This window comes from Niabella sp., from assembly GCF_030150205.1.
Taxonomy (GTDB): Bacteria; Bacteroidota; Bacteroidia; order Chitinophagales; family Chitinophagaceae; genus Niabella.
Genome location: NZ_JASLGT010000026.1, coordinates 37507 through 54344, shown reverse-complemented (window position 1 = coordinate 54344; position 16838 = coordinate 37507). Strand labels below are relative to the sequence as shown.

At 47.5% G+C, this 16838-nt stretch carries 14 protein-coding genes; 4 read left to right on the top strand and 10 right to left on the bottom strand.

All coding sequences use genetic code 11. The annotated features are described in order from the left end of the window. Positions 1 to 100 precede the first annotated feature (100 nt). The 6 genes from Q1V85_RS19565 to odhB form a co-directional block, all read right to left on the bottom strand. Positions 101 to 1057, bottom strand: coding sequence for a helix-turn-helix domain-containing protein (locus Q1V85_RS19565; RefSeq protein WP_300602256.1), 957 nt, complete (start codon positions 1055 to 1057; stop codon positions 101 to 103). Between the two features lie 173 nt (positions 1058 to 1230). After that, complete coding sequence (locus Q1V85_RS19560; protein ID WP_300602255.1) at positions 1231 to 2307, bottom strand: hypothetical protein; 1077 nt, start codon at positions 2305 to 2307, stop codon at positions 1231 to 1233. A gap of 12 nt (positions 2308 to 2319) precedes the next feature. After that, the gene (locus tag Q1V85_RS19555) at positions 2320 to 3306 is read right to left on the bottom strand and encodes an SPFH domain-containing protein (protein WP_300602254.1); all 987 of its coding nucleotides are present in this window, start codon (positions 3304 to 3306) and stop codon (positions 2320 to 2322) included. Positions 3307 to 3417: 111 nt separating this feature from the next. Beyond that, complete coding sequence (locus tag Q1V85_RS19550; RefSeq protein ID WP_300602253.1) at positions 3418 to 4257, bottom strand: prolyl oligopeptidase family serine peptidase; 840 nt, start codon at positions 4255 to 4257, stop codon at positions 3418 to 3420. A gap of 32 nt (positions 4258 to 4289) precedes the next feature. Next, complete coding sequence (locus Q1V85_RS19545) at positions 4290 to 5450, bottom strand: methyltransferase domain-containing protein (protein WP_300602252.1); 1161 nt, start codon at positions 5448 to 5450, stop codon at positions 4290 to 4292. 44 nt (positions 5451 to 5494) lie between these two features. Then, the gene (odhB, locus tag Q1V85_RS19540; RefSeq protein WP_300602251.1) at positions 5495 to 6748 is read right to left on the bottom strand and encodes a 2-oxoglutarate dehydrogenase complex dihydrolipoyllysine-residue succinyltransferase; all 1254 of its coding nucleotides are present in this window, start codon (positions 6746 to 6748) and stop codon (positions 5495 to 5497) included. A gap of 227 nt (positions 6749 to 6975) precedes the next feature. Between odhB and Q1V85_RS19535 the strand changes: the two genes are divergently transcribed. Further along, a complete protein-coding gene (locus tag Q1V85_RS19535; protein WP_300602250.1) occupies positions 6976 to 7623 on the top strand; it encodes a response regulator transcription factor in 648 nt (215 codons plus the stop codon). 66 nt (positions 7624 to 7689) lie between these two features. Here the strand turns inward: Q1V85_RS19535 and Q1V85_RS19530 are convergent, their stop codons facing one another. Together Q1V85_RS19530 and Q1V85_RS19525 are read right to left on the bottom strand one after the other, a co-directional pair. After that, positions 7690 to 10440, bottom strand: coding sequence for a 2-oxoglutarate dehydrogenase E1 component (locus Q1V85_RS19530; protein ID WP_300602249.1), 2751 nt, complete (start codon positions 10438 to 10440; stop codon positions 7690 to 7692). A gap of 254 nt (positions 10441 to 10694) precedes the next feature. Continuing rightward, positions 10695 to 11192 carry a hypothetical protein gene (locus tag Q1V85_RS19525; protein WP_300602248.1) on the bottom strand — a complete coding sequence of 166 codons (498 nt, stop codon included), beginning with the start codon at positions 11190 to 11192 and terminating at the stop codon, positions 10695 to 10697. 315 nt (positions 11193 to 11507) lie between these two features. Here Q1V85_RS19525 and rpsT point away from each other — a divergent pair, with 315 nt between their 5' ends. Next, a complete protein-coding gene (rpsT, locus tag Q1V85_RS19520) occupies positions 11508 to 11765 on the top strand; it encodes a 30S ribosomal protein S20 (protein WP_235553401.1) in 258 nt (85 codons plus the stop codon). A gap of 261 nt (positions 11766 to 12026) precedes the next feature. On the opposite strand, the gene murQ is transcribed toward rpsT, so the two are convergent. Beyond that, positions 12027 to 12854, bottom strand: coding sequence for an N-acetylmuramic acid 6-phosphate etherase (gene murQ / locus Q1V85_RS19515; RefSeq protein WP_300602247.1), 828 nt, complete (start codon positions 12852 to 12854; stop codon positions 12027 to 12029). Between the two features lie 26 nt (positions 12855 to 12880). Further along, a complete protein-coding gene (locus tag Q1V85_RS19510) occupies positions 12881 to 13723 on the bottom strand; it encodes an N-acetylglucosamine kinase (RefSeq protein ID WP_300602246.1) in 843 nt (280 codons plus the stop codon). A 155-nt stretch (positions 13724 to 13878) separates the two neighbouring features. Here Q1V85_RS19510 and Q1V85_RS19505 point away from each other — a divergent pair, with 155 nt between their 5' ends. After that, positions 13879 to 15468 carry a S41 family peptidase gene (locus Q1V85_RS19505; protein ID WP_300602245.1) on the top strand — a complete coding sequence of 530 codons (1590 nt, stop codon included), beginning with the start codon at positions 13879 to 13881 and terminating at the stop codon, positions 15466 to 15468. A gap of 1 nt (position 15469) precedes the next feature. Then, a complete protein-coding gene (locus tag Q1V85_RS19500) occupies positions 15470 to 16828 on the top strand; it encodes a pyridoxal-phosphate dependent enzyme (RefSeq protein ID WP_300602244.1) in 1359 nt (452 codons plus the stop codon). Positions 16829 to 16838: the final 10 nt, after the last annotated feature.

The window sequence follows — 16838 nt, the reverse complement described above, 5'->3', positions numbered from 1 at the left end:
CAGGACAAACTTGTTTATAAGAGCAGATGAGCAACGTTTTCTATCATCACCGTAACCGGGTTTGCATAAGGAATGCGTCGCTGTTAACCGGCAAGGCCGCTTATAAGGAATTGCGATACCGGGCCGGGCTGGTACCCGTTATCTTTTTAAAGGCATTGTAAAACGCGCTGCGTGATGCAAAGCCGCAGTTCCGTGCCAGGGCCTCAATGGTGTAATGGTGCATAGCATCTTTGGCAGCCATTTGCTGCTGTATATGAAGAACCCGTTGCCGGTTAACAAAATCAACAAAACTAAGCCCGTAAATATTATTGAACAATGCTGATAACTGGTGCGGGCTTACAGACAGCTTCCCGGCTACCTGCACCAGGCTCAGGCCCGCATCCTTAAATGCTTCCTGCGCTATGATGTAGTTTTCAATTTCCCTGCACCACCGTTCGGTTTCCTGGCTTTTTTGAAGCGACAGGCGATGCTGCTTTTGCAGTTTGAACAAGGTAGCCGGCTTCATGTCCAGCATAGATGCCACCAAATGCAAAGGCAGCCGCTCCAAATGCCCCGGCTTGGTTTTTAGAAAATAAAGGTACCGCTCTTTCATATTACCCACCCGAACGATATGGGCGCGTTCCTGTGCATCTCGGTAATATTGCTCTATCATTACCCGGAACAAAAAATTCATATCAAAATGTGCCAGGAATAATGCCTGCAGATCATCATTGTGCATTGCCAGCAGTTCGGCATCCTCCACGGCAACAATGGCTTCACGCGAGGGTTCCATCCCATGCAAACCGGAAATAGAGCTCACAAACTCATTGTCAATCGAAATATAGGTGACAATATTTTTTTGCTGATGGGTCGTTTGTCCCATCAGGGCGCCCCGCTTAATAAAATAGATGTACCGGCAACATTCACCTTCCTGCAACAATACGGTTCCCTGTTTTATATTCAGGCTCTTTGTTTTTTTATAAAAAGCAAGGCTAAGTTCCTGGCTGATGGGGTAAATAACGCCCAACATTCCCAGCAGGTAATCAACATCGGCTTTGGCAGCTCTTTTATAATGCATCGTATGATCGAAATGACGCCACAAAGATAGTCGAAGGATCGTAGCGCTCTGTGGCTTTTATCGCAACAGCCCAGGCTGATCTGCATGCGCAGGCAGCCTCCGGTATTCATCGTTATTTCCCCAGGTGTTCCCATGCCGGCCAGCCTCACAACGGTACATGCATCGCCTGGTTGCTATCCGGATTTTGAAAAGAAATACAAGGCTATCAGTACCAGGATGCCGATCACAACGGCCGTTGCAATTTTGGATACCGATAGTGGCTTAGTGCCGCTGATCGCGCCCGTTTGCCCGTTAATGATAAAATGATAGGTCTTCCCTTTGAACAGGTACTGGCACAGCCAAACCGGCAGGATCACCTGTTTAAACGTTTCCCCCGAATATTGTGTTGCCACACGGAGATCGCGATAGGTATCTTCCGCCAGCCGGGAAATGGCATCCTCCTCGATCTTCCGGTTCATGATGGAGCGTGCCAATTGATAGGTTTCGGAAAGGTCCTTATCATAGGCCCGGGCATTCCAGCCCAGCAGGTACTCATCGTCAAATACGACCACATCCCGCAGCAGGTAGGGGTAGATATCATTAATGCGATCCTGGGGAATAGCCTTATTTCCGCATACCAGCACATCGTCAAAGAAACGTTCAAACGACCCCGAACGCCAGGTCCAGTCGGTATGCCGTATCTGCTCCGTTACTTCCTCCCCGTTGGCATTCCGCCGGCGTACGGTTTCATAGTAATAGCGGCCGGCATACCCGCTCCAATCGTTTTCCGTATGGCAGTCGAAGGTCCAGAAAGGTACATAATGCCCTTCCAGCTTATCTGTTAATGAAAGTTTTTTCAGATCACCGTCATTCCAGAACCCTTTGCCGATCCAGCCGGCAAACCGGTCCAGCGCCTCCTGTTTCGATATCTTAAACGGGATGATGCCTGCGGGGGTAATGCTGCGGGTAGCATAGGCCGCGGGATTAACAACGTTATTACCACAATTCCGGCATTCGAAAAAAGCCACATCGCCCTCCTTCTGCGTTTCCTGTCCGCATTTACTGCACCGGTAAACCACCACCTGTACGGGTGTTATCGGGATGGCCTCCGCATCTTTAAAAATGCTGATGTTTCGTTCTTCGATCACCTCCGTGCTTTGCTGAATGGCGAAAGCCGTACCGCAATGAAGGCATTTCAGACTGCTCCTGGATGCATCATAGTTCAGCTCCGATCCGCAATTGGGACAGGGATATTCTTCAAATGCCTGCATAAAATACGTTCATTACAACCGCGCCAGGATGTCTTTTTTCTTTTCCGCAAATTCTTCTTCCGTGATGATGCCCTGGCTCTTCAATTCGCCCAGCTGTTTTAAAACATCCATCAGGTTGGTTTTACTTTCTGCGGCAGCCGGCTGCTGGGGCTGGTTGGCCTGCGCCATCAGGTTGGTGAGCACCACACCGGCCCCTACACCGCCCATATTGCCCGCAGCATCATTGTTTGAGAGATTCTCTAATGCAATACCTCCCTGCATCTGGTTAAATTCATTCAGGTTCCCTTTCAGAATATTCAGTTCCGTTTTCTTATCGAGGATCTTTTCTACTTCCTCGGGTAATGAAATATTTTCGATAAAGAACTTTTCCAGGGAAAGGCCGTAGCTATCCAGCTCCTTTTGAAATTCGGGCTTTAACTGGGCACCCAGGGCCTGGTAGTTGGCGGCCAGCTCCAGCACAGAGATCTTTGCCTTGGCCAGTACTTCGGCAAAGTGACTGGAAAGGATGCCCTGTAATACTTCCTCCACGCCTTCTACCCGTACAAAGGGATTGGTACCTGCAAATTCGGTAATGAACTTTTTGGCATCGCTGATTCGGATGGCAAAATTACCAAAGGCCTTCAAACGCACCTGTCCCAGCTCCGCATCCCGGATCAGCACCGGGCCGGATGTACCCCATTTAAGATCGGTAAACTGACGGGTATTGATAAAGTAAATGTCTACCTTGAACGGTGATTCAAACCCGTATTTCCAGGATTTTAAGGTGGTGGTAATGGGCATATTGCTGGTAGACAGTGTATGCAGCCCCGGCTGATACACATCTCCGAACTCTCCTTCATTCATCAACACCACCAGCTGGCTTTCGCGAACCGTTAGTTTTGCGCCGTTTTTTATATTGTTTCCTTTATCCTGGAATTTCCAGATCAGGGTGTTACTGGATGTATCTACCCATTCAATGACTTCTATGAATTCATTCTTAATAAAATCAAATAATCCCATGAGGTTGCTTTTTTATAGCTTGAAATTAAGGGAAAAAGATGACAGGGAGACTGAAGTTTTTTGGGGGTGCCGTTCTACTTAGAAAGTAGAAGAAAACCCTGGCCGGATCCTTTACCGTTTTTGTTTGAACAACCATGCCGGCAGTGCATCATCTGAAAGAAAAGGAACAGAAATGTTGTTGTGATTGAAATGACGAAAACGGGTAAACAAAAGGCGGCGGTTTTTCTTCAGCAGCTTAAATAATGCCACCGTTCCTGCATATGGATTTTCATCGTCTGCATCACCGTGGATCAGCCAGATGGGTTTATGCGCCATCCCTGCAATATTGGAAAAATCCGGCACACCGGCAATGGATACCAGGGCCGCAAACAGATCCGGGGCCATGCTCAACAGGTGCTGTGCGGTGGAAGCTCCCATGGAGTAGCCAACAAGATACACCCGCCGGCGGTCTATTTCAGAATGGTCTTTTAGCAGGTCCCTCACCAGGCCTAATACCAGGCCCACTTCTGCAGCAGGAAAGGAAGCCAGCACGCCTTTGACCGAATCCATCGCATAATTGGATGAGCGTACTGCAAACTGCGGTGCCGCTACAAACGCGGGATATTGTTCCCGGATCTCCTTCTGTAGCCAGATGCGCGCCAGGGGTTCCAGCTGTTTTTCATTATCAGTTCCCATCCGGCTGGAATTATGCAGTGTGATCACCAGGGGATATTTTTGGTGCGCGCCCTGGTTTGGCGGAACCAGCAACCGGTATGGCAAAGATGTTTGACCTGTTGTATATATTTTTTTCTGATAGGCCGTATCCGGCAAACTATTGAGGTAGGCTCTTGCCCGTACTGCTGCCGTACTGTCGAACGAGGCTGTAGCAACCACCATCTGCTGGCCCGTCGCCATAGTCGTTGCAAGCAGATAAAAAAGACAGGGAACGATCCATTTCATGGGTTGGCGCATCCGGATGTTTTTATTTTATTTATAAATGCCCATCAGGAATTTTTCTTTTGGAGTAATGCTCCAAACATGGTGTCTGCTTTCAACGTATATCCCTTTAGCACCTGTTGATCCATTACCTCCCATCCCTGCTGTTGCAGCACGGCCACCTGGTCCTCATTTTCGGCTTTAAATACGGAACAGGTAATATATAACAAAAAGCCACCGGGTTTTACAGCGCGCGTTACATTGTTTAAAATGTTGCGCTGTAAGGTAGCATAGGTCCTGATTTCCTCCGTATTAAAAAAGTGCAGCCGCTCCGGGGTGCGGCTCCAGGTTCCGCTTCCCGAACAGGGTACATCTGCTATAACCAGGTCAAAGCGTTCACGGGAAAGCGGTGTATCCGGTTTTGCCGTATCCGCAACCAGGGCACGGAAATTTTTTATCCCTGCCTCATGAAAGCGTTTTTTTAAATTGGCTATAATAGACGGCCGTATATCGGAGACCGTTAGCTCCACCGTACCTAATGTATCTGCTGCCAGGATGGATTTGCCACCACTGGCCGCACAGCAATCCCAAATCGTACGCACCGGCAATTGCGGCCCGTTTACAGACTTCAGGGTTTTAAAGAAGCTGCTTATTTTTTGTGAGCTCAGGTCCTGGATCACTACTTCCGAATTGATGGAAAGCAGCTCGCTGACCTTTGCCGTATTGGGAAGGCGTAAGGCATCGCCCTCTTTTTCAAAAGGAAGCCTGGCCTGTTCCAGCTTTTTGAGCACCGGCGCTTCATTTCCCGGGCGGATGCGTAAGAACAGATCCGGCTGAATAAAAAAGGAGCGTTCAAAGGCTGCCGGATCGATGTGCAGACTGAGCCGGTCTTTCCAGGGGAAAACGGTTCCCGAAAAGGTTTCAGGCACCTTGTAAATGGTAAACAATTCCTCCCATGGGGCAGCGATTTCTTTTGAAGAAAGGCGCAGCCCCAGTAACACCCGCTGCTCAAAAGAAAGGTCGGTAAAGGATTTTCCCAGCCGGTAATAGGCATAGCACAACTGTGCTACCTGTTTACGGTCTTTACCACCGAATTTCTTTTCGCGGGAAAAATAATTTTTAAGAAAATGCGCCAATGGCTCATTGCCTTTATAGTCGCCAATGATCTTTACAGCGCTGTTCAGGTAGGAGTAGTAACGCCCCAGCCCTTTTGGAGGTTCTTGTAGCATAACTAAACCTATGAAGTCTTAAGACCTCATAGGTTTGCAGGTTTTTATAATTCCAGTAACGTTTTTATAGGATCCTGCTGGATCAGCAGCAGGGTTGGGTTCTCCAGCAATTCCTTTACACGCACCAGGAAGCTTACCGACTCGCGTCCGTCTACGATCCGGTGGTCATAACTTAATGCGATATACATCATCGGGCGGATCACCACCTGTCCGTTCTCTGCAATCGGACGCTCCACAATATTGTGCATGCCCAGGATGGCGCTTTGCGGCAGGTTGATGATGGGGGTACTGATCAGTGAACCGAACACCCCACCATTGGTAATGGTAAAGGTTCCACCGGTAAGGTCTTCCGCTGTTAATTTGCTGTCACGCGCTTTTTTAGCCAGCTCCAGTACGGCTTTCTCCACCCCTGCCATGCTCAGGCTTTCCACGTTGCGGATCACCGGAACGGTAAGCCCGCGCGGTGTACTTACGGCAATGCTGATATCTGCATAATCATGAAACAGGATCTGGTCGCCATCGATATAGGCATTTACAGAAGGCCATTCGGCAAGCGCAATGGCACAGGCTTTTGCAAAGAAGCTCATAAAGCCCAGCCCTACACCATGTATTTCTTTAAATTTGTCTTTGTATTTAGACCGGATATCCATGATCGGCTTCATGTTCACCTCGTTAAAGGTGGTCAGCATCGCCGTGGTATTTTTGGCCTCCACCAACCGGCGGCTGATGGTTTTACGCAGACTGGTCATTTTCTGCGGCCGTTCGTTACGACTGTATAATTCACCTCCGGCAAAGGCTTTGCGGCCCGGGTTGGCCAGGGCTGCCAGTACATCTTCTTTTACAATTTTACCGGAGAAGCCGGAAGGTGTTACATCCTTTGGATTTACACCTTTATCCGCAATAATGGCAGAAGCCACCGGTGTAGCCTTTACAGGAGCCCCGCTACCTGCAGGCGTTGCCGCAGGTTTTTCCTTTTCGGGATCCGGAGCCGGTTTTTTTGCTTCCTGGGGAACTTTATCTGCCGGGGCTTCTTCCGCACCCGGAGCCGGAGCCGGTTTTGCCGCTGTATCATCAATGGATGCGATAACATCACCGATGTTCAGCGTATCGCCCTCGGCCGCATTGGTTGTAAGCACACCCGCTTTTTCCGCATTTACTTCAAATGTAGCCTTCTCACTTTCCAATTCCGCGATCACTTCGTCCCGGTCTACATATTCCCCTGTATTTTTTACCCATTTCAATAAGGTTACTTCACTAATCGATTCCCCTACAGTGGGAACTTTTATATCAATTGCCATAAAAAAACCGCTTTTTAAAAGGTAAGGCAAAGTACGGCAAAAAATTGTAAACTCTACATTCTGATTTGAGATTTGAGCTCATCGCCTTCAGCAGTTAGCTTTTAGCGGATTGCAAAGGGTCGAAAGCCTGATTCCGGACGGATCATTGAACGCTCAATGCCGGCCGCAAATAAAATATCACACAAATTGGCGATAGGCCGCTATTTTTATTGCTGTAATTTTATAATATGAATATAACAACCATACGTGTGGCTGTTTTTGATGATAATGCGTACCGGAGGGATAGTTTATCTATGCTGATCAATGCATCGCCCCAAATGACCTGTACGGGTACCTTTTTTGATTGCAGCAATGTGATCACCGATATACGGAAGGCCGACCCGGATGTGGTATTGATGGACATTGATATGCCCAATGTAAACGGCATTGAAGGTGTAAAGATCATCAAGGTTAATTTTCCGAAGATCCAGGTGCTGATGCAAACTGTTTATGAAGACGATAATAAAATCTTTGCATCCATTTGTGCCGGGGCATCCGGTTATATTCTAAAAAAGTCGCCTCCGGCCCAGTTGCTTCAGGCTATTGAAGATGTATATAACGGGGACGCAGCCATGACTGCTTCTATTGCCAAAAAAGTGTTGACTGCTTTTCAGAAAAACGTCTTCTTTGAAAACAATGAGGAAGTAGAACTCACCGGCAGGGAAAAAGAGATCCTCAACCTGCTGGTAAAAGGGTATACCCGCAAAATGGTGGCTTCAGCCTGCAACCTGAGCATTCATACGGTGAACACCCATATCAAAAATGTATACGAGAAATTACAGGTAAACTCCGTTTCAGAAGCTGTTGTAAAAGCCCTGAATCAGAAGTTACTATAAACGCTCATGTTTAGTTTTGAATAGATAAAAAAAGGGCGGAATTTCTATTCCGCCCGCTATTTCATGTTAAATTGAAAACGCTGTATTGATAATATCTTCTTGTTCGGCCTTATGCACTTTCATAAACCCGGAAGCCGGCGCCGCGCTGGGCTTGCGGCCAATGATACCATAATTGATATCTTTAAGATTCATCTGCAGGAATGAGGCAGCGCCCATATTGAGCGGTTCTTCCTGTACCCAGTACCATACCGCATTTTTATACTTCGCATACAAGGCATCCAGTTGTTTTTTGGGAAGCGGGTAAAGCTGTTCCAGCCGCACAATGGCCACATTTTTCCGGCTGTCTTTCTGCTGCTTTTCGGCCAGGTCAAAATAGATCTTACCCGAACAGAATAATACTGTTTTTACCACTACCGGATCATCGGCATAGGTATCGTCGATCACTTCCTGGAACTTTCCGCTGGTAAACGCTTCTTTTAAAGAGTAGCTGCCGGGGTGCCGCAGGTTGGCCTTGGGTGCAAAATTCACCATCGGCTTACGGAACGGCCATCTCAGCTGCCGGCGCAAGGCATGAAAATAGTTGGCGGAAGTCGTAATATTGGTTACCACGATGTTCAATTCTGCGCAGGACTGCAAAAAGCGCTCAATACGCGCACTGCTGTGCTCGGGGCCCTGTCCCTCAAAACCATGTGGCAGCAGCATTACCAGTCCGTTCATCCGGTTCCATTTCTGCTCGGCACTGGTGATGAACTGATCGATCATCGTTTGTGCGCCATTTACAAAATCGCCAAACTGGGCTTCCCAAAGTACCAGTACATTGGGCGATGCCAGGGCAAATCCGTATTCAAATCCCAGTACTGCATATTCACTCAGCAATGAGTTATAGATCCTGAATTTTTTATTGGTAGGCAGGTTACTTAACCGGTTGTACGCTGCATCGGTTATTTCGTCTCTTAATATGGCGTGGCGGGAGCTGAAGGTGCCCCGGCCTACATCCTGGCCCGTCATACGCACATCAAAGCCATCCATCAGCAAACTGCCAAAGGCCATTAATTCACCGGTAGCCCAGTCTACTTTCTGCTCGGTTTCCAGCAATTTTACTTTGTCCTGCAACAGCTTGGCCACTTTCTTCAAAGGTGTAAAACCTTCAGGTATGGTCATCAGGCCGTCGAATACCGTTTTAAATGTATCGGCACTGATTGCGGTATCCGGACTTTCATCAAAATCGGTACCCGTAGCTTTGCGAAGACTTTTCCACTGCAGCTCCGGTTCCTGGTAGGTATAAGGTAAGGGCTTTTGCTTTACTTCATCCAGGCGGTCCTGAAGATCGGCCCAGAATTGCTTCTCCATATCTTTTGCCAGTTCCTTTGCATCCTCCTCACCATTATCCAGCAAATACTTCACATATACTTCCCGGGCATTGGGATGCTTATCAATCAGCGCATACATAGCTGGCTGGGTAAACTTGGGATCATCGCCTTCATTGTGGCCATGCCTGCGGTAACAAACCATGTCGATGAATACATCGGCATGAAATTCATTCCGGTAACGGGTAGCAATTTCTGCGCATTTTACCACCGCCTCAGGGTCATCGCCGTTCACATGCAGCACAGGCGATTGTACCATCGCTGCCAGGGAGGTGCAATAGTCGGCGCTTCGTGCATCGGAAAAATCGGTGGTAAAACCGATCTGGTTATTGATCACAAAATGAATGGTGCCGCCGGTGTAAAAACCGTTCAGCTTCGACATTTGCAACAGCTCGTATACCACACCCTGTCCGGCCAGTGCCGCATCCCCATGTATCAGTATAGGCAATACGCTTTCATAACGTTCGTCGTGCAGGATATTGGCGCTGCTTCTGGCAAAACCCAATACCACCGGATCCACCGCTTCGAGGTGGGAGGGATTGGGCATTAATTTTAAATGTACGGTTTCTCCGTTGGTGGCTTCAATCACACTTCCAAAACCCAGGTGGTACTTCACATCCCCGCTTCCCATCGTCTGGTTGATCTCACCCGTTCCTTCAAACTCACTAAAGATCTGCTCGTAGGTCTTTCCCAGGATATTGGCCAGGATATTCAGGCGTCCGCGGTGGGCCATGCCGATCACCACTTCTTTTACTTCCAGGGTTGCCGCCTTGTTAATAATGGCATCCAGTGCCGCAATGGTGGTTTCCCCGCCCTCAAGTGAAAAACGTTTCTGGCCTACATACTTTGTATGCAGGAACTTTTCAAACATCACCCCTTCATTCAGCTTCTGCAGGATGCGCTTTTTTTGCTCCAGCGGCAGCGGGCTGGTAAACTTCTTTTCCATTTCATTGGTCAGCCAGTCTACCTTTTTCTGATCGCTGATGTATTTAAACTCGATGCCTACATGTCCGGCATAGCATTTTTTCAGATGTGCCAGGATATTTTTAAGCGATGTGGTTCCCAATCCGATCAGGTTTCCTGCTTCATATTCATGATCCAGGTCGGCTTCAGACAAACCGAAAAACGAAAGATCCAGGTTTGCTCCCCGGTCTTTACGTTGTTTTATGGGATTGGTATCTGCCAGCAGATGCCCCTTGTTGCGGTATCCTAAAATAAGCCGGTATACCGCAATCTCCTTCCTCCAGTCCGACCCGGCTCCGGTTGCTATGCCTGCAACGGCAGCCGGTGTCCCGTTTTTTTGTGCCAGGCCATTTCCTACTGCAAAATCAAAGCCCTCGAAAAATTTTTTCAATTCAACGTCTACATTCTCAGGGTTGCTTACAAACTCCTTATACATGTTTTCAATAAATTCGGGGGAAGAGCTTGTAATGTATGAAAAATCCTTCATTGTAAATGAACCGTTAATGTATTATAAAATCTTTTATTAAATTATGTCCGAAAAGCTGCAAATCAATGATTGCAATTTTCCTTTGCGAAAGTAAGACTTAATTTGAATCCCACCCAACAAGGATGCCAGAGAAAGGTTAAAATAGATAAAAGCAGCAACGGAAATAAAGACAAACGGAGTTGTTGCCGGTACCTTTAAAAAAAACGGCTCATTACAAGAGACCGCATTTGTTGAATACCTGATGATTGAAACTTCTACTCTCCTTTTGAGGCATATATAGCAACAGCCGGATTACCAGACCGCTCCCGGTAAAACATCATCCTGTTTTGCGAATAGTTAGCAACCCATTTTTCATTGCCTTCCTTAATAGTGAGCAGTGCAGAGCGGGAAAGCACTACATCCACTACCGGTCCGCCCTGCACTGTGGTAAGGCCCTCCAGGGCGAAGGTCTTTGTTCCGGAACTCATATACCAGAACGCAGGCCGGGTGCCGGTTTTATTTTCTACCACCAGCTTTCCGTCATTGGTAAACGCCAGGTACAACTGACCATCCCCGGTGTAACGGCTGCCGTTCTCCATTTCCACGATGTCGATCTTCCAAACCCCATAAAATTCGCCCCCGGTCAGCAAATGCGCAGGAATGTCTGTAACCGTGTTATATTGAATTTCATGTTGCTTTGTTTTTGTGCAGGCATTTGCTAACAGCCAAACCACCAGGATGGCCGTAATTTTTTTCATTAAGAAGTGCTTCATTGCGATCATTTTATCTTTTCCCTAAAACCATTACTGCTGCAGTCCCTGGCAACCATCACTTTTGATTGCCTTCCGTATTTGGACCGTGTACTATTAAAACTTTCCCGAGATGTAACAGGATGCCCGCAGCATAAAAAAACGGGTGGCAGTCTTCTTCATAACTTTTCGCAGTTGTTTTTAATAAAAATGGTTAATAATCACAAATATATGCGCCAGGGATAATATATACAAATACATTTATATAAACTTTAAATTGAAAAAAACTTGTCCGTTAAAAACTTAACCGTTACCTTTGCCGTCCAAAAAAAGAGATCAATGGCGAATCATAAAGCTACAAAGAAACATGCACGTCAGGCCTTAAAGCGTCGCGACAGAAATAAGTATTATGGTAAAACAACCCGTAATGCCATTAAAAGTCTGAGGGCAACGGAAGGTGCTGAAGCTAAAGAACAATTACCTTTAGTAGAAAGCATGATCGACAAATTAGCTAAAAGAGGGGTTATTCACCGTAATAAAGCGGCGAACCTGAAGAGCAAACTGGCTAAAAAGATCAACGCGGCAGCAGCTGCCTAATACCGATATTTTCTTTTTAAGAAACAAAAAGGAAGAGCTTTCACTCTTCCTTTTGTTGTTATGATTATCTTTCAAAAGAGCTGATAAACAGCATTTTATTCCCCGGATACCACTCCCGGTATCTTTATTTCAGACTTTTTTCGCTGAGGCTCGTTACACCAAACGGCGCTTGCCGCATTTTCTGCCTGACGAACGAAACCGGGGCCTGACCAGGTGTAACCCGTACCAGACCCCGTTTATATAAAAAGGAATATGCTTATTTTAGTGCGTTTGCGCCTGGTTATAAGCAATTACTGCATTCTTTACACTCTTATTTTCCAGCAACAGCTGTTTTGCCCGCTCATAGTCTTCCAGGCCGGTTTTTTCCATAACCATTTTGGTACCGCGGTCAACCAGCTTATCGTTGGTCAGCTGCATGTTCACCATCCGGTTCCCTTCTACCCGGCCCAGCTGGATCATTACGGTTGTGGAGATCATGTTTAATACCAGTTTTTGTGCGGTACCGCTTTTCATACGGGTACTTCCGGTCACAAATTCGGGCCCTACGATCACCTCCACCGGAAAATCGGCTACGGCGCTTACCGGGGCATTGGGGTTAGAGCTGATGCTTCCGGTAACGATCCCTCTTTTTTGACATTCACGCAGCGCGCCGATCACATAGGGGGTAGAACCGCTGGCGGCCACACCTACCACTACGTCTTTTTCATTTACACCATGCGCCTCCAGGTCGTTCCAGCCCTGTGCTTCATCGTCTTCGGCATTTTCAACCGGGGTGGTAATGGCTTTCCAGCCACCAGCAATGATCCCGATCACCACACCTGTGGGTAACCCATAAGTGGGCGGAATTTCACTGGCATCCAGGATACCCAAACGTCCGCTGGTGCCGGCACCGATATAAAACAGCCGTCCGCCTCCGATCATATTTTCAACGATCGCCTCGATCAGTTTTTCTATTTCGGGAATTACCCGCTGAACCGCCAGCGGCACTTCCTGGTCTTCTTTGTTCATGGAAGTCAGCAACTCATGTACCGACATTTTTTCTAGGTGATCATATCTGCTAGCCTGCTCCGTGATCTTTTCTCCTGCCATATATCCGATTAATTTCTTTTAATAATTCAGGAATGATATTCCACCAGCCCCTTCATGGGCTTTTGAAGTACCTTACCCAGCTCAAAACTGTAACTACTGCAAAGTTCCTTTAATACATCTTTAAAACCAAAAGCGATACTTCCTACAAAGCTGATCGGGTACTTCCAGGCTTCCTGGAATTTGCAAAGGTGCGTAAAAAAGAAATCATTTAGCCCATCCTCAATAATATTCTCTACCATATAGTGTCCCCGGTTGTCTGCCAGGAACTTTGCAAAACCCGCAAGATAGCGGTTGGGCAGCGGTTGTTTATATACCCGCTCCAGTATTTCCGTGGCATTGGTTACATAGGCCGCATCAAACCGGGCACGCAGGTCTTCATCAAAAGTATTGTACAAAAAATACTGGATCACCTTCCGTCCCAGGTAGGCGCCACTCCCCTCATCCCCCAATACATAGCCCAGCCCCGGACTGTTCTTTTGAATTTTCCGCCCGTCGTAATAACAGGCGCTGGCCCCTGTTCCCAGGATGCAGGCGATGCCTTTTCCCCTGCCACAAAGACCACGGGCCGCTCCTTCCACATCATGCCAAACCTGTACCTTGGCCCCTTTGAACAGACCGCGCAGGCTTTTTTGCACCATTTTGCGGTTATCCGGGTTTAAACAGCCCGTACCGTAATAAAAAATTTCGTCAACCGCCGCGTTTTTCAGCTTTGGAAGCAACTCTTTTGTTAATAATGCAGCGATCTGATCCCCGTTTAAAAAATAGGGACTTACACCACTGGTAAGTACTGTTTTTGTTTTTCCGTTATGAAGAAGACACCATTCCACTTTCGTAGATCCCGCATCTGCGATGAGTTGCACTTTTGACATTGAGACTGGAGTTTAGACCGATAGTTATCCGGGTAATTTTACACCGCAATATAAGTATCAAAAATAGCTTATTTATAAAATAAACAGAAAATGATTTGATTTCTAAAATAAACAGCAAAGTTTGGCTATTTTGCAGCCTCGCATAAATTGTATGAATGAAAAAGAAATTTGAGGTCTGGCTGCCGCTGCTGTTCTCTCTGGTAATGATTATTGGAATGTTTATTGGTTACAAGCTGCGCGGCGCACAACCCAACGGAGATTTTGCAAAATCCGGGCGCAGTACTGCACTGGAGGAAGCGCTTGAAATCATCCGGCAGAAGTATGTGGATTCCGTGAAGCTGGATACCCTGGAGGCCAATGCCATCCGGGAAATGATGAATGAACTGGATCCTCATTCCGTATACCTTCCCCCTGTAGATCTTAAAGAAACCAATGAGGCGCTTTCCGGCAAATTTGACGGGATCGGCGTTGAATACAACCAGATCCGGGATACCGTTAACATCACTTATGTATTAAACGGCGGACCCAGTGAAAAAGCGGGGTTAAAAATAGGCGATCAGATCATCAAAGTCAACGATTCGTTGCTGGCTGGCAAAAAAACCAACAGTGCTACCGTACGAAACCTGATCCGCGGAGAAAAAGGCACCACGGTAACCCTCCAGATACTGCGGAACAAAACCCTGCTCACCATCCCGGTAACGCGGAATAATATTCCAACACCAACCCTGGTGGCCGCCTATATGATCAATAAGGAAGCCGGGTATATTAAACTGGATAAATTTGGCTCTACCACCTACCGGGAGTTTATGGAAACCATGGAGCGCCTAAAAAAAGAGGGCCTTACCGAACTGGTACTGGACCTGCGGGGCAACCCCGGGGGCTATATGGAACAGGCCATTGATATTGCTGATGAGTTTTTGAGCGGCGACAAGCTGATCGTGTTTACCCAGGGAACCAATAGTCCCAGGAAAGAATACCGTTGCAAACGGCCGGGCATTTTTGAAACCGGCAAACTGACCGTACTGGTAGATGAACTATCGGCCAGTGCCAGCGAGATCCTGAGCGGGGCCTTGCAGGACTGGGACCGGGCCTCCATCATCGGCCGCAGAACCTTTGGAAAAGGCCTGGTACAGGAGATCTTCCCCCTCAGTGATGGTTCGGCATTAAAACTGACGGTTTCCCGTTACTACACACCCCTGGGCAGAAGCATTCAGCGCCCCTACAATAAGGGTAAGAAAGTGTATATGGACGATATCTGGGAGCGGTATGCCAATGGTCAGGCTTATTTTGCCGACAGCAATAAAGTAAACAATGGCAAGGAATACAAAACACCCGGCGGACGCATCCTCTACGGCGGCGGCGGCATTATGCCCGATGTATTTGTAGGCCTGGATACTTCTAAAACCTCAAAAGAGATCAACCGGCTGTACTATAACGGAGCCTTTACGGATTTTGTATTCCATTATTACCTCAGCAATCAGAAGGTAATGGAGCCCTATACCTCCCCGCTTTCTTTTTCCCAGGCTTTTGATCCGGGAAAAGCCATGTGGGAGCAGTTTGTAAGCCGGGCTCAAAAAGATACGGTAAATTTAACCCATATCCCCGAGGCAGAAAAGCTGCGCGTTTCTAACCGCATGGAGGCTTACCTGGCCCGGTTTAAATGGAGAGACAGCGGCTACTACCAGATACTGAACCTTACGGATTCTGTAGTGTTAAAAGCAGTGGACCTTTTAAAAACAAAATAAGATGGATATTAAAAATAATATACTGGAAACCATCGGCAACACGCCGTTGATCCGTTTAAACCGGATCACCAAAGAATTGCCCTGCACCGTGGCTGCCAAAGTAGATTATTTTAACCCCGGCAACAGTATCAAGGACCGCATGGCCATTAAAATGATTGAAGTGGCGGAAGCGGAAGGCCACCTGAAACCCGGGGGAACCATCATCGAAGGCACCAGCGGCAATACCGGTATGGGGCTGGCCCTGGGTGCTATTGTAAAGGGATATAAATGCATTTTTGTTACTACTGATAAGCAATCAAAGGAAAAAGCAGATGTACTGAAGGCCATGGGTGCCGAAGTGATTGTTTGTCCCACCAACGTAGAACCCGAAGACCCGCAGAGCTATTATAGTGTAGCGGCACGGCTGGCAAAGGAAACGCCCAATGCCTATCATATGAATCAATATGATAACCTGGCCAACCGCCTGGCGCATTATGAAACCACCGGCCCGGAGATCTGGAAACAAACGGAAGGAAAGATCACCCACCTGGTATGCACCGCCGGTACGGGCGGCACGATTACCGGTACGGCCAAATACCTGAAAGAACAAAACCCCAATATCAAGGTATGGGCGGTGGATGCCTACGGCTCGCTGCTGACAAAATATTTCAATACCGGTGAAACGGATATGAATGAGGTGTACCCCTACTTCAGCGAAGGTTTTGGAGAAGATTTTGTACCCAGGAACTACGACATGAGCGTGATTGATGCGTTTACGCAGGTTACTGATAAAGATGGCGCCGTGATGGCCCGCAAGCTGGCCAAAGAAGAAGGATTGTTTTGCGGTTATAGCGCCGGGAGCTGTATCAAAGGATTGTTACAACTCAAAGACGGTTTGACCAAAGACGACCTGGTGGTTTGTATTTTTCATGACCATGGCAGCCGGTATGTGGCCAAGATCTATAACGACCAGTGGATGATGGAGCGCGGGTTCCTTGAAGTAAAAACCTTTAAAGATATTATTAACAGCCGCAGCAACCGTCCCCTGGTCACCATCCAGCAAACGGCCCCGGTGTCGGAGGCCGTTGAGCTGATGCGCAAGTATGATATTGAGCACATCCCGGTGATGGAGAACGGCACCGTAATTGGAGCCGTAAGCGAAGGCGGGTTGTTTCAGAAAATATTTTCAGACCCGAATATAAAAAACGAAAGCCTGCAAAATATCCTGGAGCCCCCTTATCCCATTGTAGCATTTGATGCACCGGTAGAACGTATCGGTTCCCTCATCAGCAAAGCCAACGGCGCGGTGCTGGCACAGGACGAAGCGGGGAATTATCATATTGTTACCAAGTACGACATCGTTCAGAGCGTAGCCAAATAAAATTTGTACC